Origin of the sequence: Clostridium porci (assembly GCF_009696375.1) — a bacterium.
Taxonomy (GTDB): domain Bacteria; phylum Bacillota; class Clostridia; order Lachnospirales; family Lachnospiraceae; genus Enterocloster; species Enterocloster porci.
In genome coordinates this window covers 1-21,750 of the sequence record NZ_VUMD01000016.1, presented here as the reverse complement: position 1 = coordinate 21,750, position 21,750 = coordinate 1, and the positions used below count along the sequence as shown (strand labels likewise).

Sequence of the window (21,750 nt, the reverse complement as noted above, 5' to 3'; positions counted from 1 at the left end):
TAAAACAAAAAATCACGGTTCTAAGTGGCTTTTATAGCGATTTAGAAACCGTGTTTTTTGTGCAGTATTTTAGTCGGAGCCGTGTTTTGTAACCGCTGATTTTTAGATATATTTAACAAAAACAATCTTGCTATTTTGGCGTTTTGTATATTGATTAAAAATATAGATAACATATAATAATATCATCATACAACGTGATGACATTATGATAAAACCGAAGAAAAGGAGAAGGATATGGGAAGAAGCAGTGATATTTTAAAAGGGCCAGAATGGGCCAATGTCAGAGCACTCTATAAATCCTCCGGTTTTACGGAGGAAGAATTGAAGAAACCACTGATTGCGGTGGCAAATTCTTATAATACGGTGTGTCCCGGACATGCGGTTCTGAAACAACTTACGCAGAGAGTGAAAGAAGGAATCTATGCAGCAGGTGGAACACCCGTAGAATTTGGAACGATTGGAGCCTGTGACGGTGTGGCGATGAGCCATAAAGGAATGCAGTATATCCTTCCGGCAAGAGAGATGATTGCAGATGATATTGAGGCGATGATAGAGGCGCATCGGCTGGATGGACTGGTGATTTTGGGATCTTGCGATAAAATTGTTCCGGGAATGATTCTGGGAGCGCTGCGCGTGAATCTTCCAACGGTATTTGTCAATGGAGGGCCTACGCTTCCGGGAAGAATGAAAGAAGGGAATCCTTATGGTGGGGAGTATATTGATCATTCTATTATTCAACAGTCAGAAGGCGCTTTAAGCCAGGGTAGCATCACACAGGAAGAATTTGACTGGATTGAGAATAATGCAGTTCCTACAATCGGTTCTTGTGCAATGCTGGGAACGGCGAATACAATGTGCTGTCTAGCCGAGGCTATGGGACTATCTTTACCGGGAAGCGCAGCAGTGCCTGCAGTTTACAGCCGCCGTCAGAGTATTGCTTTTGAGAGCGGTGTAGCAGTAATGAATCTGGTGAATAAGAATATTTGTATCAAAGATATTGTTACAAAGGATGCTATTATAAATGCTATTAAAGTAAATTCTGCAATTGGAGGCTCAACGAATGCAGTGCTGCATCTTCTGGCAATTTCCTATGAGGCAGGAGTTGACCTGGACATCTTTGAGTTTGGAAAGGTAAGCATGTCGGTTCCTCATCTGGTGCCTATGATTCCCGCAGGTCAATATACTTTGCTGGACTTTTATGAAGCTGGTGGAATTCCGGTTATAATGAAAGAATTGTCTTCCATCCTGAAGCTGGGCGGCATTACCTGTACGGGCAAAAGTATGGAAGATAATATACGCAGCGTAAAGAATAAAAACCGGGATGTAATCCGCAGCTTGGATCATCCGGTACATACAAGAGGCGGAATTGCTGTTCTGAAAGGAAATGTAGCGCCTGACGGAGCAGTTACAAAACCGTCTGCAATACCGGAACAGGCTCTGAAGTTCTGTGGTCCGGCTAAAATCTATGAAAGTGAGCATGAGGCGTTGGAAGGAATCAGGGCACATCAGGTACAGGCCGGAGAAGTTGTTGTAATCCGCAATGAAGGTCCAAAAGGCGGTCCGGGAATGCCGGAGATGTACAAAGTAATGAAGGTACTGGTAGGTATGAAGCTAGGAAGTAAGGTTTGTGTAATTACAGATGGACGTTTTTCAGGCTCTAACAATGGTTGCTTTGTGGGACATATCTGTCCGGAAGCGCTTGATGATGGTCCGATTGCCTATCTGAAGAATGGCGATATGATTACTGTAGACATACTGAAGGGAACGGTAGAAGCAGATGTGGATTTTGAACAGAGAAAACATGAAATCGTAAGGAAAGAGAAAACACCGGTACAAGGCTGCCTCTATCAGTATAGAAAGAATGTCGCAACTGCATCAAAGGGAGCCTACATAGCTACGAAGGAATCATAAATAAAGTGAAAATAAAAAAGGAGAAATTAGTATGTCAGGTGTATTGTTAGTTATGAATCTGGTGATCGCAATTGCGATTATGATAGCATTGATTTTGATTCCAAAGCTGAATCCTGCTATTTGTCTGGTTATTGCCAGTTTATATATGGGGGTAGCTTGTGGTTTGGGATTTGTTACGTCAATTAACACAATCGGAGCAGGTTTTGGAAATATGATGGCCGGTATTGGTCTTCCGATTGGCTTTGGTGTTATTCTGGGACAGCTGATGAGCGATACAGGCGCTGCTAAGGTGATTGCAAAAACAATTGTACATGCGGTACCTAATAAGTTCGTATTATATGCAATTGCAGGTGCAGGCTTTATTCTGGCTATTCCAGTATTTTTTGATGTAACATTTATTATCTTAATCCCAATCGGAATTGCTGTAGCTAAAGAGGTGAATAAACCTCTGGCATATGTGGTAGGTGCTTTAACAATTGGCGACGGTATTGCTCAGACTTTAGTACCTCCTACGCCGAATCCACTGGCAGCAGCTGATTTACTTAGCTTTAATCTGGGCTCTATGGTAATTATGGGGTTGATTATTGGCTCTATTGCAACCGTAATTTCTGTTTTCGTATATACCAAAATTCATAATACAGGATTTTTTAAACCGGAAAAAGATACAAATCAGATCATGGAATTGAATCAGGAAATGTTAGAAACGGAAGCAGCTGGTAAAACACCTTCATTCTTTGCATCAATGCTTCCTATCTTAATACCTGTTGTATGTATTTTGTTAGGAACCGGCGCATCTGCTATTTATGGAGATAATACTCCTGTGGCAGCACAGTTTTTAGGAAATAAGATTATTGCGATTATGTTAGGTACTCTTTGCGCCTATTTGATTGGATACAAATATCTTGGGAGAAATAAGGTAGAGCTTTCTGCCAATGAGGCTTTAAAACAGGCTGGCGTTGTGCTTTTGATTACAGGTGCAGGGGGATCGTTTGGTGCGGTTATCTCTGCTACAGATATTGGAAATGCACTGGTTAATACATTAAGCATTAACAGTGGTTCTGTAATTAAAGTATTATTTCTAGCTTACTTTATTGGATGTATTTTCCGTATTGCACAGGGCTCCGGAACTGTAGCAGGTATTACTGCTATGACGATTATGGCAACCATCGCTCCAAGCATTGCTATTCATCCGGTATATATCGCTCTGGCAGCTCTGGCAGGCGGAATCAGTGTTGGGCATGTTAACGATAGTGGCTTTTGGGTAGTAAGTAATTTGTCCGGCTTTAATGTAAAGGGAGGACTAAAGACCTATACTCTTGCACAGATTATTATGTCAATATCGATTATGGTTTTGACTTTGATTTTTGCGTTGGTGCTGCCAGGGGCAGTTGGATAATGGATCTGGTATGAATAAAGGCAGCTGAATATCATATCAGGCTGCTGTCTGAAGGAATCGTTTCTGAATATGAAATGTAAATCAAAAGAACGAAGCTATAAAATATGAGTCCTGTTCATGAAAGTAGCCTGCCAGTAATAGAATGAGAACAAGAGACATTTTCAGGTGATGAAGTGTGAAGGTTCTTGTATTTTTATCAGAGGTTATGGTGCCTTTAACTATTTTCTATATTGTAGGATTTGGTCTGCTGTCACGGCGTCCGGTGTTGGATGATTTTATAGAGGGAGCCAAAAAGGGAATGAGTACAGTGGCTGGAATCCTGCCCACGCTGGTAGGACTGATGGTTTCCGTAGGAATTTTGAGGGCTTCCGGTTTTCTGGATTTTTTGGGAGGTATATTGGCAATGCCTGCTGCCCTTATTCATCTGCCTCCCCAGATTGTGCCTGTCATTCTGGTGCGCTTGGTTTCTAACTCAGCGGCTACCGGGCTGGTTTTGGATATTTTCAAGGAATATGGTACGGACTCCTACCTGGGGCTTGTAGCCTCTATCCTCATGAGCAGTACAGAGACAGTGATGTATTGCCTGAGCGTTTACTTTGGAACTGTGGGGATTACAAAAACACGGTATACTCTGGCAGGCGGGCTCATAGCAACGGCTGTGGGAATTGCTGCCAGCGTGGTAATGGCAGGAGTCATGTCTTAGAAAAAAACGTTGCAAAATCAAGGGTTATTGACTATAATAACTATGGAAATCCGCTGTATGACATTAGAGCGTACAGCGGGTTTATGCTTTTGAGAGAAAAAGGAGCGCTTATGGAAACATACCTGAAGCTGCGTGAGCAGTACCCACGCTTTTTTTACAGAGGATACAAGATAGAAGAGTCTAAGAAAGAGCTGAAGCTTACGTACAGCTTCGAGACAGAAGGGCTTTCCTCTTTTCGGCCGGAATGGATATTTCCCAGGCCAGAAGGAGACAGACGCTGCTGGAAGAGGGACAGGCTTTTGCAGGAGCTGGTTTTTTCACTGGGACTGGTAGAGCTGGTCAGCTACTGGAAGCTTACCTGCTCTCCTCAGGTAGTGGTGGAAGCCGGCTCCTTAAGCCAGGAGCAGATTGACTGGTGGAAGGATTTATATTTTAATGGACTGGGGGAATTTTTTTATATAAATCGGATCAATGAAGCCAGGCTTGAGGATTTTATGGAAATCAAAGCCGGAAAAGCTCAAAGGGCAGCCGGCGCTCAAGGGGCCGATGATCATAGAGAGGCCGGGGGAACGTTCTCAGGGGAAGCTGGCATTGCCTTAAGAACCCAAGAACGGCCCATCAAAGGGGTTCTTGTCCCTATCGGCGGCGGCAAGGATTCCGCCGTTACTTTGGAGCTTATGAGACAGGCAGGGGAAAAGCTGTATGCATACGTTATCAATCCCAGAGGAGCCACCCTCCATACTGCGGAGGTTGCAGGTCTGGATGCGGCCCATAGGATTCATGTAAAGCGGACGCTGGATGTTCATATGCTGGAGCTGAACCAGAAGGAATTTTTAAACGGGCATACTCCTTTTTCCGCGCTGGTGGCATTTTCCAGCATATTAGCGGCCAGATTATATGATCTGCCTTATGTTGCCCTGTCCAATGAATCTAGTGCCAATGAAAGCACCGTTCAAGGCAGTACAGTTAACCACCAGTACTCCAAGAGCTTTAAGTTTGAGGCAGATTTCCACAGATACACGGAAGAATACCTACCAGGCAGCGCATATTATTTCAGTATGCTTCGCCCCTTAAGCGAATATCAGATTGCCCGGTATTTTGCGTCCCGGAAGCAGTACCACAGCATTTTCCGAAGCTGTAACGTAGGAAGTAAAACAGACAGCTGGTGCGGCCGGTGTCCCAAATGCCTGTTCGTGTATCTGATTCTGTCTCCCTTTCTGACACCGGAGGAGATGGTGCGTATGTTCGGACGGAATATACTGGAGGACGAGACAATGAAAGTGACCTTAGAGCAGCTGGTGGGGCTTCATGAGGAAAAGCCCTTTGAGTGCGTAGGAAGCCGGGATGAGATTAATACGGCGATTGTTCAAACCATTGACAGGATGGAAGCGAAGGGGAGAAGGCTCCCGGCTCTTCTGGCTTATTATAAAACCACAGGGCTGTACCAGCGGTATAAGGCCGCAGGGAACCTGTATTCCTCCTATTATGACGAAGAAAATCTGGTGCCTGCCCGCTGGGCAAGTCTGGTGAAGGACAGCTGTGTAAATGGATAATATCATCCATTGTGCCTGTAAAGGAGAAATGACGTGATTGAAAGAATAGAGCCCTGGATTAAGGGAAAACGGGTACTGCTTCTGGGCTTTGGAAGGGAAGGCCAGTCTACCTATCATGTGCTCCGGCAGCTTGGCAGCTATGCAAAATTGGATATTGCCGATCAGTCATCCCCAAAGGAGCTGCCTGACAGGGAGATGGTGTGGATAACGGGGCCGGATTATCAGAAATGCCTGGATAACTATGATGTGGTATTTAAAAGCCCAGGAATTGTGTTGGAAAAGGAGCCTTATGAGTATAAATGCAGGATTCTTTCCCAGACGGAGGTGTTTTTCCATTGTTTCCGGGATCAGATTATCGGCATTACCGGAACGAAGGGCAAAAGCACAGTTACAACATTGCTGTACCACCTTCTGAAGACGGGAGGGGAAAGCACCCTTTTGGTGGGGAACATTGGAATACCCTGCCTGGATCATATAGAGGAGGTCAGGCCGGAGACAAAGATCGTCTTTGAGCTGTCCTGTCATCAGCTGGAGTATATGACGGTATCTCCCCATATGGGCATTTTAGTCAATATTCATGAAGAACATTTGGATCACTATGGCACTATGGAAAAATATGTGGAATCCAAACGCCAGATTTATAAGCATCAGAAGGACTCGGATATCCTTATCTGCAATGTTCAATGTCTGCCGGAGACCGGTACTTGTCCGTCCTGCCTGATCCGGGCGGGAATGGATGAGCCGGAAGCAGAGCTGAATGTAAGGGAGAAAGGGGGAGAAACCTGGATTTATTTCAGGGACAGAGCCTTTCGGATTCCCGGAGACAAGATTAAGCTTCTGGGACAGCATAATTACTTTGATATTGGCATTGCCTACAGCGTGTGCGTGATTCTGGGAATGGATGATGAAACCTTTGAGGAGGGCCTTACATCTTATGAGCCGCTGCCCCACAGGCTCCAATATCTTGGGGAACGGGATGGAGTTAAGTATTATGATGATTCTATTTCCACTATTTGTGACACTACGATTCAGGCTCTTAAGACCCTGAAGGATACGGATACCGTACTAATAGGAGGTATGGATCGGGGAATTGATTACCGGGAGCTGATAGAGTATCTGTCCCTGTGCCAGGTGCCCCATATCATCCTAATGGAGTCTACAGGCAAGCGCATTTATCAGGAAATATACAAGTATTATCCTGATTTTAAGGACAAGGCCAGATTGATATTGGCAGAGCATTTGGAGGAAGGAGTCCGCAGGGCCAGAGAGATAACCAGGCCGGGGCGGAGCTGCCTTTTGTCTCCGGCTGCGGCCAGCTATGGCATTTTTAAGAACTTTGAGGAGCGGGGGAAGGCCTTTGCGCGTCTTGTACTGGATAAGTAATCCTGAAAAACGCAGAAGATACAAGAAAAGTACACAGTCTTTTAAGAATTTTATAAGGATTTTGGGCTTGTGCGAATAATTAAAATACTGTACAATCAGTAGGAAGCTTTTGAAATAGAAAGTGAAAGGGAGAAGTGTGGAAGCTTACGATACGCTGAACGAGGTTTTGGTAAAATTGTTTCGGGATGTAAACGACATTGAGCAGAAGGCCATTATAACCCCGGAGTTTAAGGACATTACCAATAATGATATGCATGTGATTGACGCCATTGGTATTCAGGCGCCTAAAAATATGTCGTCTATAGCTAGGGAATTGTCGGTTACGGTGGGAACTCTGACTATTTCCATGAACAGCTTGGTGAAAAAGGGCTATGTAGTGCGGCAGAGGAGCAGCGTGGATCGGCGGGTTGTGTATATTTCCCTTTCAGAAAGAGGGGTAAAGGCTTATCAGCATCATAAGAAGTTTCACGAGCAGATGATCCACGGGGTAGTGAAGGAACTGACGGAGGATGAGCTGGAGGCCCTCGTAAAGGCGTTGACTAAGCTGAATGCCTGGTTCAGAAGCTTTGAAGAGAACTAAAGGAGGCAGTATCAAATATGAAAAAATGGTTAATAGGCGTGATGGCAGTTATGACGGCAGTTGCTCTGGCAGCCTGTACTCCTACGACTGAGAAGCAGAATAAACAGACGACAGCAGCGGCAGGAGAGGCCCAGGAGAGTATGGTGCCTCACAGCACCGGGGGGGTCAGCGACAAGGTTCCAGATCCTAACATAAAGCCAGTGGCTGTAGTTTCTATATATCATGGTACGGATGATGGACTGATTCAGGATATGGATTCTCTGGACACAGACGAATTGGACGCGCAACTTCTGGTAGATAAGCTGATAGAATATGGTGTTCTTACACAAGGGACAAAGGTCTTAAGCTTTACAGTGGAGGGAAAGAAAGCAGATAGCGCAAGTTCCCAGGGGCCGGGAGCAGAGGCTCAGACAGAGGAAGCTGTGGGAACGCTGGATCTGAACCACGCAGAGAGCGCTTATGGGCACTCGGATGAAATGTTTCTCACTGAGCTTGGCAATACCTTTACAGAGAACTTTGGGCTTGCTAAGCTGAAGCTGAAGGTTAATGGAGCTAACTTTGAGGGTAATACCATTAAGCAAGGGGATGGTGATTTTATTACCTACAACACAAACTACAAATCGGTGAAATAATTATGAGCAGGATAACAGAAACACGATAGTAAATTGAAAATTTAGCCTTTGTAAAATAAAAAGTACGGTTCTAAGTGGCTTTTATAGCTGCTGGAACCGTATTTTTTTAATACGGAATGGATATGACTTTGGTTGATATACTGTTGCATTTGGAATCGATAGCAGAGGGGAGAAGGCTAAAATCCATTGTTAAAGTTCAGGACATAATTCTCTTGCGGGTTAGTTGAATTTGTAACGCCAACTTCGTTTTGAGCTATATTGAATTGTTTTGATGTAGATGTATTTATAGTGCTTCCAGATCTGATTTTAGCGAAAATAGGAGAAAATCAGCCAAATTGGGAACCCTTTATTTGGTATGCCGGTGAGCCGGAGAATATTTTTAGCTATAAGAAAGCCCATGCTCCAATCTGGAAACCATGAGCTTTCCTTTTTGATTATCATTCCGTCTGCCATTAGGTTAGCTTGCTTTTAGAATCGTCTGAATCAGCTGCTGCCAATGGGCAGATAACGTTTGATAAAAAACTCTTATACTAGAACTTAGACATAGCAGCTTCATCTGCGACTACAATAACGTCCTTATGTAGCTGAAGCACAGAGGCAGGAACCTGAGGGGTAACGGGTCCAAAGACTACATCTTTAAGAATCTGAGCTTTATCCTCCCCGCTTACTGCCAAAAGAATCCTGGAGGCCTTCATAATGGTTCCAATACCCATGGTATAAGCCTGCCTGGGAACGTCGCCGGCAGAGGCAAAGAAACGCTTGTTGGCGTCAATGGTGCTCTCTGTCAGATTCACGCAGTGAGTAACAGGGGCGAAGGACTCGTCTGGCTCATTAAAACCGATATGACCGTTGTGTCCAAGGCCAAGCAGCTGGAGGTCAATGCCGCCTAAGCTCTGGATAATCTGTTCGTAGCGGGTACATTCCTTATGGCTGTCAGGCTCGGTCCCGTCAGGAACATTAGTATTTTCGGGATGAATATTAATGTGCTTAAAAAGATTGTTATGCATGAAGTAGTAATAGCTCTGATCGTTGTCTTTTGTAAGTCCCCTGTACTCATCCAAATTTACACTCTTAACGCAGGAAAAATCCAGATCGCCCCTTTCATAGCGTTCGATTAGCTCCTTGTAAGTGCCAAGCGGCGTGGAGCCGGTTGCCAGGCCCAGTACACAGTCAGGCTTTATGATTACCTGTGCTGCGATCACATTAGCGGCCTTTCGGCTTAAGTCATTGTAATCAGATGCTTGAATGATTCTCATTATTGTTGCCACCTTTCTATTACACTGCATAATAGTTGCATTTCCGCAGTTATCTAACTCCGGGCTGCATTTTATGAAAAAATTTTATTTTTTATTTATGTCTGAACATAGGATAGCATTTTCCTAACATACTTTCAAGGGGTAATTGCATAAAATATTTATAAAAGCAGATAGGCCGTTTTCAGGGCAGCTGCAGATAAAGGTGGGAGGAGTGAAAGCATGACCAATTATCGAAGACTGATATCTTATATCTATGCTTACGAGGGCGAAGTAAAGGGCAGAAATATTGGCTTTGCCAAGCTGGAGTCTAGGAACGGACAGTGTAAGCTCAGCGTCAATGTAAAAAAAGTCTATGTAGGAGGCAGCGACCTTGGGGTTTATCTGCTGGCTCCGGGAAGAGAGATATTCCTGGGAAGTATTTTTATCCGGGGAGGAACCGGAGAGTTCAGAGCTGCCGTCGCAGTGGACAATGCTGCCGATTCCGGCTGCAGCATGGAACATTGCTATGGTCTTACGATCCATGAAAAAGGAGAGTCCTGGCGAGCCTATACCACCATATGGGAGGATGCGGTGGCCCAGGCTGCGGAGCTGGAGCTGGCAAGCGTCACCTCCGAAAATCGTGGAAATGCAGACGAGCAGATACATAAAAAGATGGAGGAACTGGATCGGGAGCTGGAGGCACAGGAGAAGGCCTTGGGAGAGGCGCCTGTGACAGAATCGGATATTGAGCCGGAGATTATTAAAATATCCGTGAAGCCGGAGGAAGATACGCCTGATATGAGGGCCGCAGATACGGAGGAGAGCCGGAAGGAGGAGACTGAGCTCCAGAAGGCTGGGACGGAAGCTCCGATGAAGGGCCAGGCAGTAAAGGAGATCGAGGCAGAAGCGCAGTGGGAAAAAGAGAATACTCAGACGGCAGAGGGGATAACGGAGGCAGACAGAATGGGAGAACAGAAGGAAGTCATAAGCCAGGAGGAAGAATCTGTCTCTGGGGAACCTGCTAAACAGGCTTCTGCCATGGAGGTGATACAGCAGGAGCAGGCAGAGAAGCTTCAGAGGAATGAGCCGGCAGGCCAGGAGAGAATGCCGATAAAGGAACAGAATCTGGTAGTATGGAGTGAAGCTAACCGTGTTCCAGAGGAGGAAGGCTTAGATGAGCTGGCTCGTGATGAGGCATATACATTCAGCAGGACGTTTGGCCCTGCCGGATTATCAGAATCTGGATATGATCCGGCTGTTGTATCAGAGGACGTATCTGTTGCTGATAATGCTCCCGCCTCCAAACGGTCTTCTTTTGCCGCTGCGTCTTCGCCCCTTCAGGACGCTCCGGCAGCAGATATAGGCTGCCCGTCTGCCCAGGAGAGGCAGCCGATTGTTGACTCTGGAGAGGAGGAGCTGTTCTTAAGTGATCCCCAGGAGCTGGCTCGTTTGGAGGAAGAGGAACAGGAATACAGCCAGCCTCAGCAAATATGGGAAGGATTTAGGAAGCGGTATCCTAAGATTCAAGCGTTCGACAGTGCCAACGGATGTGAAATTCTCACAATCAAGCCGCAGGACATCGGACTTTTGCCAAGAGAAAACTGGAATTATGGAAATAACAGCTTTCTTCTCCATGGATACTATAACTATCGCTATTTAGTTCTGGCCCGCATCGGAGGAGAAGGTAGCCAGATCCGGTATATTCTGGGGGTGCCGGGCCATTACTACAGCAACGAAAAATATATGGCTTCCATGTTTGGTTTCCCCCATTTCGTACTGTCAAAAAAACAACCGTCCCAGGACGGCCGCTTCGGCTATTGGTATACAGATATCCGCTTGCAGAATCAGGATTAGCTCTAGTAGGTATCTTTAATAAAATTGATAAATGGCTTAGACGTCAAGAAGCGGGCTTAAGGCTTAATACTCTATCCCCCGCAGAACCACCTTTCCTACAAAGGGGCTTACCTGCTTAGCAAAGCCCAGCATTTCATCCTTTGTAAATGCGCTGTACAGGCCGGGTGCAAGTATGTGACCGGTTTCTGCAAAACACTGCAAATAATATTCAGAACAGCCCTTAATCCACGGCCCGATCCCGTCGAAATCCTGACTGGTGTGAAGGCCGCGGACAACAGTTGTCCGAAATTCGTAAGGAACGCTGCCTGATAAAAGAAATTCAACGCTTTCGTTTATAGACTCAATCCGAAGCTTTGGCACTCCAGCCGCCTTCCCATAATTTTCTTTGGAGGCTTTTATATCCATAGCCACATAGTTTACCAAGCCCCTGTCGCATAGCCTTTTTAGAACGTTTGGATTATAGCCGTTGGTGTCCAGCTTTACAGCCAGCCCCAATGCTTGGATCTCTGTTAAAAAATCCTCCAAATCATAGCATAGTGTAGGTTCCCCGCCTGTGATACAAACACCCTCCAGAACGCCCTTCCGTTTGGTTAAAAACGCCAGCGTTTCTTCCGAGGAATAAGCCGCAGTCAGAGGCTCCTTGAGCAGCTGGCTGTTATGGCAGAAGGGGCATCTGAAATTACATCCTCCTGTGAATACAGTAGCAGCCACCCGTCCGGGATAATCCAGCAGCGTGGTTTTTTGCAATCCGCATATGTTCATAATTCTTATAACCTGCACCTTTTCATTTCCTGGTTTGTTCTATATAATAAAACATATATCTGTTTTGTTAGTATAGCATATTGAAAGCTGAAAAAAAAGAGGAAGAAGCTTATGACAACAGAGTCAATCAAAACTGGAGAGCTGCTGACATCTGATGGGGACGCAAGCAACAGCAGCCCTGGCGTTGGCGCTCTCACTCAGGAAGAAAAAGGCCGTGCCACGAAGCAGCGCCGTTGGGAGCAGCGTATGGAAAAGAAAAGAATGGCAGAAGAACAGGCTCATATTCTGGAAGAAGCCAAACGAAAGCAGGATGAGATGTTTATGAGAAAGGCCCTTGGAGAGGCCAGGAAAGCAGCCTGTACAGGGGATGTGCCCATTGGCTGCGTTCTGGTCCGGCGTGGAAAGATTATAGCAAGAGGCTATAACCGCCGGAATGCGGATAAGAATGTCCTTTCTCACGCCGAGGTGTCTGCTATCCGAAAAGCCTGTAAAAAGCTGGGGGACTGGCGGCTGGAGGACTGCGTTTTGTATGTAACCCTGGAACCCTGTCCCATGTGTGCCGGAGCCATTGTCCAGGCCCGAATTCCCAGGGTTGTGATGGGCTGCGCCAATCCCAAAGCCGGCTGTGCCGGCTCCGTTCTGGATCTGCTTCACCAGCCGGGCTTTAATCACCAGACAGAAACAGAGATGGGAATTTTAGGAGAGGAGTGCTCTCTGTTAATGAAGGAATTTTTTCAGGATTTAAGGCGGGCTAAGGATGCGGATAAGGGCTAATAGGAGACGGGCTGCTATCGCCCCCTTGACAAATAGTCCTGTGCAGAGTATACTAAACAGGCGATTGTGAAGCTTTGACCGGATTCCGGTTATCTTCACAGGCCTGATTCAGTTATAAAGCTTCCACGCAGCCGGGGAGATAGCGGTGCCCTGTACCTGCAAACCGCTCCAGCAGGGGTGATGCCTTGCCCCGGGTAATGGGCTGCGAAGCTGCCTTATGCAAGTGGCGTTGACGTTTGGGTCTTACGCAACGGGAATCTGTGAACCGTGTCAGGGCAGGAATGCAGCAGCACTAAGCAGAAGCTCCCGTGTGCCGTAAGGTCGCCTGGACTGAGTTAACTGCATGAGTAACGTCCGTGGCCATTACACAAAGCAAGGCGCGTGGAATTAAAATAAAGGGGATATAAATCTGACGATACGGATATGCTGTGCCGGCAGATTTATATCCCCTTTGTTTGATATCCGGGGGTCAGCCTTGCTGTTTCGGCCATAAGCTTTAATTTATACTTGCCCCAGGGGTTCCTTTCGGTTATAATTACAAAATGGGAATAATAGACCATTCACCAGCTTATAACAAGTAAAGAAAAAGTCTGATAGGGAGGAAGTGCGATATGAGAAGAATTGGAATGCTGACCAGCGGCGGAGACTGTCAGGCACTGAACGCTACTATGCGCGGCGTAGCAAAGTCCTTGTACAACATGGTTGACGACGTGGAGATTATCGGATTTGAGGATGGTTATAAGGGCCTGATGTACGCTGACTATCAGGTTATGAAGCCCTCTGACTTTTCTGGTATTTTGACTCAGGGAGGAACGATTCTTGGAACCTCTCGTCAGCCCTTCAAGCAGATGCGCGTTCCTGATGAGAATGGACTGGACAAAGTAGAGTCCATGAAGCACACCTATAAGAAGCTGAAGCTGGAATGTCTCGTAGTTCTGGGAGGCAACGGAAGCCAGAAAACAGCTAACATGCTTAGTCAGGAGGGGCTTAATATTGTCTCTCTTCCAAAAACCATAGACAATGACTTGTGGGGCACAGATATGACCTTTGGCTTTCAAAGCGCTGTGGATGTAGCGACGAATGCCATTGATTGCATACACACCACTGCAGCTTCCCATGGCCGTGTGTTCATCGTAGAGGTCATGGGTCACAAGGTAGGCTGGCTTACCTTATATGCGGGGCTGGCCGGAGGCGCGGACATCATCCTTCTGCCGGAGATTCCATACGATATCAATCTTGTCTGTGAGGCTTTGATGAAGCGCTCGAAGGCAGGCAAACGCTTTTCTATTCTTGCTGTTGCGGAAGGGGCCATTTCCAGGGAGGATGCTGGGATGACCAAGAAGGAGCTAAAGGAAAAGAAAAAGAGCAGCGTCATTTACCCTTCGGTGGCTTACGAAATCGGAGCCAGAATTCAGGAGACAACAGGCATGGAGGTTCGGGTAACGGTACCGGGCCATATGCAAAGAGGAGGGGAGCCCTGCTCCTATGACCGGGTTCTCGCTACCCGGATGGGAGCCGTGGCAGCCAGATTGATCCGAGACAAAGAATATGGATATATGGTAGTGGTTAAGAATAACAATATTAACAAGGTTCCTCTTTCGGAGGTGGCAGGAAAGCTTAAGACAGTAGACCCACAATGCTCCATGATCCAGGAGGCCAAGATGGTAGGAATCAGCTTTGGAGATGAGTAAAGCCTAACCTAACTATATAAGGAATAAGGAGTAATCACCATGTCATATACGGCGTTATACCGCAAATGGCGTCCTGTTTCCTTTGAAGATGTAAAAGGACAGGAGCCTATTGTTCAGACTCTTAAAAATCAAATAACGTCGGAGCGTATCGGTCATGCCTATTTGTTCTGCGGAACAAGAGGCACCGGAAAAACCAGTATTGCCAAGATATATGCGAGAGCTGTCAACTGTGAGCGTCCTGTGGACGGCAGTCCCTGCAATGAATGTCCAACCTGCCAGGCGATCCTTTCCGGGTCCTCTATGAATGTAGTGGAAATCGACGCTGCCTCCAATAACGGCGTGGAAAATATCCGAGATATCCGGGATCAGGTTCAGTATCCTCCCACTGAGGGAAGATACCGGGTATATATCATCGACGAGGTTCATATGCTGTCCATCGGAGCATTCAACGCTCTGCTAAAAACCCTGGAGGAGCCGCCCTCCTACGTTATCTTTATACTTGCCACAACGGAGGTTCACAAGATTCCCGTAACCATTCTCTCCAGATGCCAGTGCTATGATTTTAAACGCATTTCCCTGGAAACCATAGCCGCTCGCCTGCGGGAGCTGACCCAGGCGGAAGCCATCGAAGTGGAAGACAAGGCTCTCATGTACGTTGCCAAGGCTGCGGACGGCTCCCTGAGAGACGGCTTAAGCCTTTTGGATCAGTGTGCGGCTTTCCATTATGGGAAGCTTCTGACCTACGAAAATGTTCTGGAGGTGCTGGGAGCCGTAGACACAGCGGTATTCAGCCAGATGTTCAATGCCGTCCGGGAGGGCAGAACCAGAGACTGCATCTGCAGTCTGGAAGAAATCCTGATCCAGGGCAGAGAGCTGGGACAGTTTGTCACAGACTTTATCTGGTATATGAGGAATCTCCTGCTGATCCGAAGCTCGGATGATGTGGAAGGCCTTGTGGATATGTCGGAGGAGAATAGAAAGCTGCTGAAAGAGGACGCTTCCCGGTCTGATGGCCCTACTCTGATGCGTTACATCCGGGTATTTTCTGAGCTTTCCAACCAACTGCGCTATGCCGCTCAGAAGCGGGTGCTGGTGGAGGTGGCTTTAATCAAGCTTACCCGCCCGGCCATGGAACCTGATCTGGATGGAATCCTTCAGCGTCTGGGAGCGCTGGAGGCCCAGCTGGAGGATTTGGAGGCAGGCCGGATTGCCATCCCGGCTTCAAGTCCTGATGGCTGTACCGCGGCTATGGAAATGCGTCAGGTATCTGCGTCCCACCCGGTAGAGACAGAGACGCCTCCGGAGCGGGTAGCTCTTCCGCCGGCTCAGATGGAGGATTTAAAGCTGGTTCGCAATGAATGGGCCAAAATTGTAAGAAGCATCGGAGGAGGGGCCAAATCCTATCTGAGGGACACTGTGGTAGAGCCAGGAGGAGAAGGCTGCCTTACCATTGTTTTTATGGATTCCATGAGCTATGATATGGGGAAACGTCCTAAGGTCATCGGCGAGCTGGAACGGTATGTGGAGGCCAGTTACGGAAGGGCTATCTATTTTAAGACTAGGCTTGCTGGACGGGGAGAACGGCTGAATACGATCTATGTTACAGAGGAAGAGCTGAAGGAAAAGATTCATATAGATATAATAGAGGAAGATTAACAGAAGCAGCGCACAGGGGCTTAAAGGAAACGGTTTAAGCGTTCATAGCTATAAAAAGAGTAAGATAACAGGAGGAAAACACCATGGCGAAACGTGGCGGATTTCCAGGCGGCATGCCTGGCAATATGAATAACCTTATGAAGCAGGCACAGCGTATGCAGCGCCAGATGGAGGAGACAACAAAGGAGTTGGAGAGCAGGGAATACACGGCGGCCTCCGGAGGCGGCGCGGTTACTGTAACTGTATCGGGAAAAAAGGAAGTGGTATCTGTAAAGCTGGCAGAGGAGGTGGTAGATCCGGACGATATTGAAATGTTAGAGGATCTAATTGTAGCGGCTACTAACGAGGCATTCCGTCAGATGGAAGCAGAGAGCAGCGAAGCTATGGCTAAACTTACAGGCGGCCTAGGCGGAGGTTTCCCCTTCTGATGGATTATTACAGCAGTCAAATCACTAAATTAATCCAGGAGCTGTCAAAGCTTCCGGGGATAGGGGCCAAATCGGCTCAGAGACTGGCATTTCACATTATTAATATGCCAATGGAACAGGTGGAAGAATTGGCAGGCGCTATGACAGGAGCCAAGAAGAATGTCCGTTACTGCAAAGAATGCTTTACCCTTACGGATCAGGAACTGTGTCCTATTTGCAGCAGTGACAGAAGGGATCACAAGATCATTATGGTAGTGGAGAACACCAGGGATTTGGCTGCTTATGAAAAGACGGGCAAATATGAAGGGGTCTATCATGTGCTTCACGGAGCTATTTCCCCTATGCTTGGAATTGGCCCCAATGATATTAAGCTAAAGGAATTGATGCAGCGGCTTCAGTCTGAGGTAGAGGAGGTCATCATAGCAACTAATTCCAGTCTGGAGGGAGAAACTACAGCCATGTATATAAGCAAACTGATTAAGCCTACAGGAATAAAGGTCACCAGAATTGCCAGCGGTGTGCCTGTTGGCGGAGATCTGGAGTATATTGATGAGGTAACGCTTCTTAGGGCCTTGGAAGGCAGAACAGAATTATAAATCATCAGGGTGCTTATTGCCAAACCGGAAATTGCGATAGGGAGATGCAAAAGATGGATAAATACGAGTTTAACATTAAGGTTGAGCAGATTAAGAAAATGGTGGCAAGGAGCGATTATGTGACAGCTATGAAGATCGCCGACACCATTGACTGGCGCAGAGTTCGCAACATCAATATCCTGTCCATGGCTGCTGCCATTTATGAGAAAAATGAGGAGTATCAGGAGGCTAAGGATATTCTGCTTTTGGCCTTTGAGCGGGCGCCCATTGGGAAGCGGCTTCTGTATAAGCTGGCGGAGCTGGCTGCTAAGGAGGGAAGTCTCAGGGAGGCGGAAGATTATTACAGGGAATTTTGTGATTTGGCTCCTGATGATCCCAGGCAATATATACTGCGGTATCTGATTCTGGACGCCAAGGGAGCTCCTGCCCAGCAGCTGATTCATACGCTGGAGCAGTACTGTAATCTGGAGCTGGATGAGAAGTGGCTCTACGAGCTGGCGGAGCTTTACAGAGAGGCGGGCTTAGACGATCTTTGCATAATGACCTGCGATAAAATTATGCTTATGTTTGGCTTGGGCAAGTACGTGGATAAGGCCATGGAGCTTAAGATGCAGCTGGCCCCACTTACAAAGTATCAGATGGACCTGGTGGAGAACCGGGATAAATATGAAGCCAGATTAAAGGCGGTGGAGCAAGGATACCATATGGGAGGATCTGGGGAGTACGAGGAAGGAACTGTGGCAGAGGCAGCTTCCTACGGGTACCAGGAGCCTTCCTACAGAGCCCGCCAGGAGGCTGCATACACCATGGAGCCTGAGAGTGAAAGCCGGAGAGATGCATATAGAGATGAAAGCCGGAGCAGCCAAGAGGCTGATGAGGAAGCCTCTGTAAATAGGCCCCAGGACAGTTATGAGGAACAAGGCGAGCATCCTGTCAGAGAGGGAAGGCAGGAGCTTTTTGAGGACGAAGAAGATGAGACGCCTGAGTCCTCCCGGCTTACCATAGAGCCTGAGGAAACAGGGGAGGGCCAGGGGCCAGAACCTTCCCAGTGGACGCCGCAGGAGCCTGTTACTCCGTCGGTCATATCCGATGAAGCATTAAAAGCACGGATTCACGAGGCTGAGGCTCAGGCCAATCTTGCCTCTGAAATGTCCAGGCTTTCAGAGGGGCCCAGCTTCCAGCCGGAACTGGAGATGGCTCAGACACGAGTGCTCACCGATATACGGGATATCAAGCGAGGAGCGGCTACGCCTGTAGCTTTCCGCCTCATGATAGAAGCAGAGACGCCGGAGCAGGGACTGAAACAGGCGGTGGATGCCTTAAAGAAGATCCACAGGGAAACAGGCTCTAAGAATCAGGCAGCCAAAATTACTGGAGAAAAGCTGAATCTGAAGGGCGTCTTTGCGGTGGCAGATAAGCTTACAGGCAAGGATCTCATCGTGGAACAGGCTGGTGTGATGGCCGAGAGTACCCTCCAGGAGTTGAATCAGCTGATAGCCAGAGATGAGACAGGCATGAACGTGGTATTAATTGATTCTGCGGATCGTTTGCAGAAGCTTTACCAGATTTATCCCGGTTTTGCGAAACAGTTTGAGCTTACAAAGGCACAGACGGTTGAGGAATCTGTATCTAAAGCTGAGCCTGAGAAGGACAATCGCCCTGTAAGACATATAGAGCTTAAGAGGGAAAATGCAGGAAGGCCTGTTCCGCTTAACGACGGAGCCACTCCGGAGGCTCCTACCGCGAGACCTCGGCAGATGGAGCCTCAGACTTCCGCCCCAAGGGATATTCCTGAGCGAAAGTCTCAGTCTATAGGAGAGCGAAAGCCACAGTCTATGGCAGAACCAAAGCCTCAGCCAAAGCCGGGGCGTGAACCTGCGGCCCAGCCAAAGCCGGTTCAGATACAATCTAGACAGGCAGCAGCCCCTTCCAAAAGCGCGCTTGCTTATAAATGGCATGGGGAGGCGCCTCCGTCTGCGGAGAATTCTGGGAAGCCTGGAGAACCAGAGTATGAAGATGAGCAGGAGGAGATGGACATTGACGAATTCGCCAAGTATGCTTGTAAGTATGCTGGTGAAATCGACTGTAGTATTTCAGGAAAAAGTATGCTGGCCCTTTATGAGCGAATTGAGATTATGGAGGAGGATGGAATCCCTCTCATAAAAGAAAATGCGGAGGAGCTGATAGAGGAGGCAGCTGATAAGGCAGAACATCCGTCCTTTTTCAAGCGCCTTACAGGAATTTTTTCATCCAAATACGACAAAGAGGGCCTGCTAATATTAAAAGAGGAGCATTTTATATGAAAAATATCAGCCTCATCGCCTTTGATTTAGATGGTACCATACTTGACAGCCGAAAAAATATTTCAGAGCACACTCTGGAGGTCCTAAGCCGCTGCTCGCAGAAGGGAATATGGATTGTGCCTGCTACAGGAAGGGCAGTTGACGGTATACCCAAGAAGGTACAGGAGATTCCAGGAATCCGCTATGCGATTACAACAAATGGAGGGGCTGTAGTTGACCTGGATACAAGAAAAGTGCTTAAAAGCTGTGTTCTTTCTAACGCAACAGTATTGGAACTCATAGGCATTTTGAAGAAATACCATGCGATGTACGATCCATACATAAATGGAAGAGGCATTTCACAGCCTGCTTTTATTGAGCATATGGATAATTATGGGATTGAACCGGCTATTCAAAAAATGATCCGTGAAACCAGATATATCGTACCAGATACAGAGTCCTATGTAAGAGAAACTGGCTATGATGTAGAAAAGCTGAACGTGTTTTTTTTAAGGCCGGAGGACAGGGAGCTTGTAAGAGAGGAATTGAAACAGGTTGAGGGGCTTATCATAAGCTCTTCTCTGAATAATAATCTGGAGCTGAATGCCCAGGGAGCCACTAAGGGAGAGGCTCTTCTATGGCTGGCTAATCACCTGGGAATTAAAAGAACAGCTACCATGGCATTTGGAGATGGGGAAAATGATATTTCCATGCTGAAGGCAGCCGGGATTGGCATAGCTATGGAAAACGGGCAGGATTCAGCCAAAGCGGCAGCTAATGAGCTGACTTTAACCAACGACCAGGACGGAGTGGCTGCCGCTATTGAAAGGCTAATACTGTGTTAAATTTAGATGAATATGAACAGGAACTGAAAGAAGAGGTGATATGATATTGGAGCATTGGCTGTCCATAGGGGCAGGAATATTTTTAATTGGAATGATGTTGTATGGACATTACCGTGGTCTGCTGAAGCAATGCGTATCTCTGGGAGCTTTGGTTCTTACTATAGTAATTGTAAAACTGTCAACACCTTATATAACTGATTTTTTAAAGGATAACCCATCTATTCGGAAAAACGCAGGCAACGCCATTCTTTCAGCGGCTGGATGGGAAGCGCCTGCGGAAAATCAGACGGGAATTCCTGCCGCCCAGAGAATATCCATTGAGAAAATGAATCTGCCGGAGCCGGTAAAGGAAATTCTCCTGGAAAATAACAACAGTGAGATTTATCATATGCTGGGAGTCAGTCAGTTCGCGGAATATATTAGCCTCTATCTGGCTGATATGCTCATCAATGCGGTTGTATCCGCAGTATTGTTTCTGATTGTATTCATTCTGATTCATCTGGCGGTAAAATGGCTGGATATTATTGCCCGGCTGCCGATCATACATGGACTGAATCATATTGCTGGCGCAGTGATGGGGCTGGCCTACGGACTATTGCTCTTGTGGATGGCTCTATTTCTGATGAAGCTTTTCTCTGCCACACCAACCGGAGGAATGCTGATAGAGCAGGTGAACCAAAGCCGGTGGCTTAACTTCCTTTACCGCTATAATCTACTTTCGATCCTTTTTGGAGGGATAATGAGGGGGATTTTTTAGAATAAGAGCAGTATAAATTGTTTTTAACATACATTCAATTAATTAAAAAGCAAATCAACGGCAAAAGATAAGATTCTTTTTTCGGTGATTCATCTTTTATCTTATTGCCACAAATTATAGAGGAAAAGCAAGAAAAACATGCATATGTAGTAGTTTTTAATACAAAGTTACAAATTGTTTGAAAAAGTGATACAAATTCTCTTGACAAATGAAAACCGGAGTGCTATATTAAAAGTCCGCCACATTAACGTGGGGGTATGCTGGAAGGAAATATTCTGAAAGCAGTTAAAAAAGGATTGACAAAGCGGAATGGTTGTGATAAGATAGAGGAGTTGCCGCTGAAACGCTTTGGCGTCAATGTTGAAAGCACCTTGAAAATTGAAGATTAAACAGTATGTAAAACCCTGAAAATTCTAAGAAAACAAAGGCCGGGTTAGGGCCTTGGATTGAGAGAAATCCAGAACAGAACCAACAGTAAGACGGGAAAGAACGAAAAAGCCAAGCGAAGTAGTCTTAACCAAGAAACACTCTTAAGGGAAGCCTTTAAGCCAAGGGCGTAAAGGAAGCCTGGGAAGAGGAAACTTAAACATGAGAGTTTGATCCTGGCTCAGGATGAACGCTGGCGGCGTGCCTAACACATGCAAGTCGAACGAAGCATCATAAAGGAAGTTTACGGATGGAATTTAAGATGACTGAGTGGCGGACGGGTGAG

At 46.8% G+C, this 21,750-nt stretch carries 19 protein-coding genes, 1 rRNA gene and 1 other RNA gene; 19 read left to right on the top strand and 2 right to left on the bottom strand.

The window, feature by feature from the left end; genetic code table 11:
• The first annotated feature begins 234 nt into the window (after window positions 1-234).
• From ilvD to FYJ39_RS15580, 7 genes are all read left to right on the top strand, one after another.
• Window positions 235-1,911 carry a dihydroxy-acid dehydratase gene (gene ilvD / locus FYJ39_RS15610; protein ID WP_154473372.1) on the top strand — a complete coding sequence of 559 codons (1,677 nt, stop codon included), beginning with the start codon at window positions 235-237 and terminating at the stop codon, window positions 1,909-1,911.
• A gap of 31 nt (window positions 1,912-1,942) precedes the next feature.
• Window positions 1,943-3,307: a GntP family permease gene (locus tag FYJ39_RS15605; protein ID WP_154473371.1), complete on the top strand. Its 1,365-nt coding sequence runs from the start codon at window positions 1,943-1,945 to the stop codon at window positions 3,305-3,307.
• A 175-nt stretch (window positions 3,308-3,482) separates the two neighbouring features.
• Entirely contained in the window at window positions 3,483-4,010 is a 528-nt protein-coding gene (locus tag FYJ39_RS15600) for a spore maturation protein (protein WP_178258885.1), read from the top strand.
• Between the two features lie 110 nt (window positions 4,011-4,120).
• Window positions 4,121-5,563 carry an adenine nucleotide alpha hydrolase family protein gene (locus FYJ39_RS15595; protein ID WP_154473370.1) on the top strand — a complete coding sequence of 481 codons (1,443 nt, stop codon included), beginning with the start codon at window positions 4,121-4,123 and terminating at the stop codon, window positions 5,561-5,563.
• Between the two features lie 33 nt (window positions 5,564-5,596).
• Window positions 5,597-6,946 carry a UDP-N-acetylmuramoyl-L-alanine--D-glutamate ligase gene (gene murD, locus FYJ39_RS15590; protein ID WP_178258887.1) on the top strand — a complete coding sequence of 450 codons (1,350 nt, stop codon included), beginning with the start codon at window positions 5,597-5,599 and terminating at the stop codon, window positions 6,944-6,946.
• 136 nt (window positions 6,947-7,082) lie between these two features.
• A complete protein-coding gene (locus FYJ39_RS15585; RefSeq protein ID WP_353954612.1) occupies window positions 7,083-7,526 on the top strand; it encodes a MarR family winged helix-turn-helix transcriptional regulator in 444 nt (147 codons plus the stop codon).
• 17 nt (window positions 7,527-7,543) lie between these two features.
• Window positions 7,544-8,158, top strand: a complete 615-nt coding sequence (locus FYJ39_RS15580; RefSeq protein WP_154473369.1) for a substrate-binding domain-containing protein — start codon at window positions 7,544-7,546, stop codon at window positions 8,156-8,158.
• A 530-nt stretch (window positions 8,159-8,688) separates the two neighbouring features.
• Here the strand turns inward: FYJ39_RS15580 and nagB are convergent.
• A complete protein-coding gene (gene nagB / locus FYJ39_RS15575) occupies window positions 8,689-9,414 on the bottom strand; it encodes a glucosamine-6-phosphate deaminase (RefSeq protein WP_154473368.1) in 726 nt (241 codons plus the stop codon).
• A 219-nt stretch (window positions 9,415-9,633) separates the two neighbouring features.
• On the opposite strand from nagB, the gene FYJ39_RS15570 reads away from it, so the two are divergent.
• Window positions 9,634-11,247, top strand: coding sequence for a DUF6128 domain-containing protein (locus FYJ39_RS15570; protein WP_154473367.1), 1,614 nt, complete (start codon window positions 9,634-9,636; stop codon window positions 11,245-11,247).
• Between the two features lie 63 nt (window positions 11,248-11,310).
• Here FYJ39_RS15570 and FYJ39_RS15565 read toward each other — a convergent pair whose 3' ends face one another.
• Entirely contained in the window at window positions 11,311-12,027 is a 717-nt protein-coding gene (locus tag FYJ39_RS15565; RefSeq protein WP_353954613.1) for an anaerobic ribonucleoside-triphosphate reductase activating protein, read from the bottom strand.
• 93 nt (window positions 12,028-12,120) lie between these two features.
• On the opposite strand from FYJ39_RS15565, the gene tadA reads away from it, so the two are divergent.
• The 11 genes from tadA to FYJ39_RS15515 all read left to right on the top strand — a co-directional run.
• Window positions 12,121-12,783: a tRNA adenosine(34) deaminase TadA gene (gene tadA, locus FYJ39_RS15560; RefSeq protein WP_178258891.1), complete on the top strand. Its 663-nt coding sequence runs from the start codon at window positions 12,121-12,123 to the stop codon at window positions 12,781-12,783.
• A gap of 123 nt (window positions 12,784-12,906) precedes the next feature.
• Window positions 12,907-13,168, top strand: an RNA gene (ffs, locus tag FYJ39_RS15555) — signal recognition particle sRNA large type.
• Between the two features lie 226 nt (window positions 13,169-13,394).
• Window positions 13,395-14,474 carry a 6-phosphofructokinase gene (locus tag FYJ39_RS15550; RefSeq protein ID WP_154473366.1) on the top strand — a complete coding sequence of 360 codons (1,080 nt, stop codon included), beginning with the start codon at window positions 13,395-13,397 and terminating at the stop codon, window positions 14,472-14,474.
• Window positions 14,475-14,513: 39 nt separating this feature from the next.
• Complete coding sequence (gene dnaX, locus FYJ39_RS15545) at window positions 14,514-16,130, top strand: DNA polymerase III subunit gamma/tau (protein ID WP_154473365.1); 1,617 nt, start codon at window positions 14,514-14,516, stop codon at window positions 16,128-16,130.
• Between the two features lie 83 nt (window positions 16,131-16,213).
• Window positions 16,214-16,558, top strand: a complete 345-nt coding sequence (locus FYJ39_RS15540; protein ID WP_154473364.1) for a YbaB/EbfC family nucleoid-associated protein — start codon at window positions 16,214-16,216, stop codon at window positions 16,556-16,558.
• Window positions 16,558-17,154: a recombination mediator RecR gene (gene recR, locus FYJ39_RS15535; protein ID WP_154473363.1), complete on the top strand. Its 597-nt coding sequence runs from the start codon at window positions 16,558-16,560 to the stop codon at window positions 17,152-17,154. Before FYJ39_RS15540 ends, recR begins: the two co-directional genes overlap by 1 nt.
• A gap of 53 nt (window positions 17,155-17,207) precedes the next feature.
• Window positions 17,208-19,457, top strand: coding sequence for a hypothetical protein (locus FYJ39_RS15530; protein WP_154473362.1), 2,250 nt, complete (start codon window positions 17,208-17,210; stop codon window positions 19,455-19,457).
• The gene (locus FYJ39_RS15525) at window positions 19,454-20,281 is read left to right on the top strand and encodes a Cof-type HAD-IIB family hydrolase (RefSeq protein ID WP_154473361.1); all 828 of its coding nucleotides are present in this window, start codon (window positions 19,454-19,456) and stop codon (window positions 20,279-20,281) included. Before FYJ39_RS15530 ends, FYJ39_RS15525 begins: the two co-directional genes overlap by 4 nt.
• A 40-nt stretch (window positions 20,282-20,321) precedes the next feature.
• Entirely contained in the window at window positions 20,322-21,038 is a 717-nt protein-coding gene (locus tag FYJ39_RS15520) for a CvpA family protein (RefSeq protein ID WP_235919861.1), read from the top strand.
• Window positions 21,039-21,295: 257 nt separating this feature from the next.
• On the top strand, window positions 21,296-21,427 hold the full coding sequence (locus FYJ39_RS21245; protein WP_268890680.1) for a hypothetical protein: 132 nt from the start codon (window positions 21,296-21,298) through the stop codon (window positions 21,425-21,427).
• A 195-nt stretch (window positions 21,428-21,622) separates the two neighbouring features.
• Window positions 21,623-21,750, top strand: a 16S ribosomal RNA gene (locus FYJ39_RS15515); the annotation flags it as partial.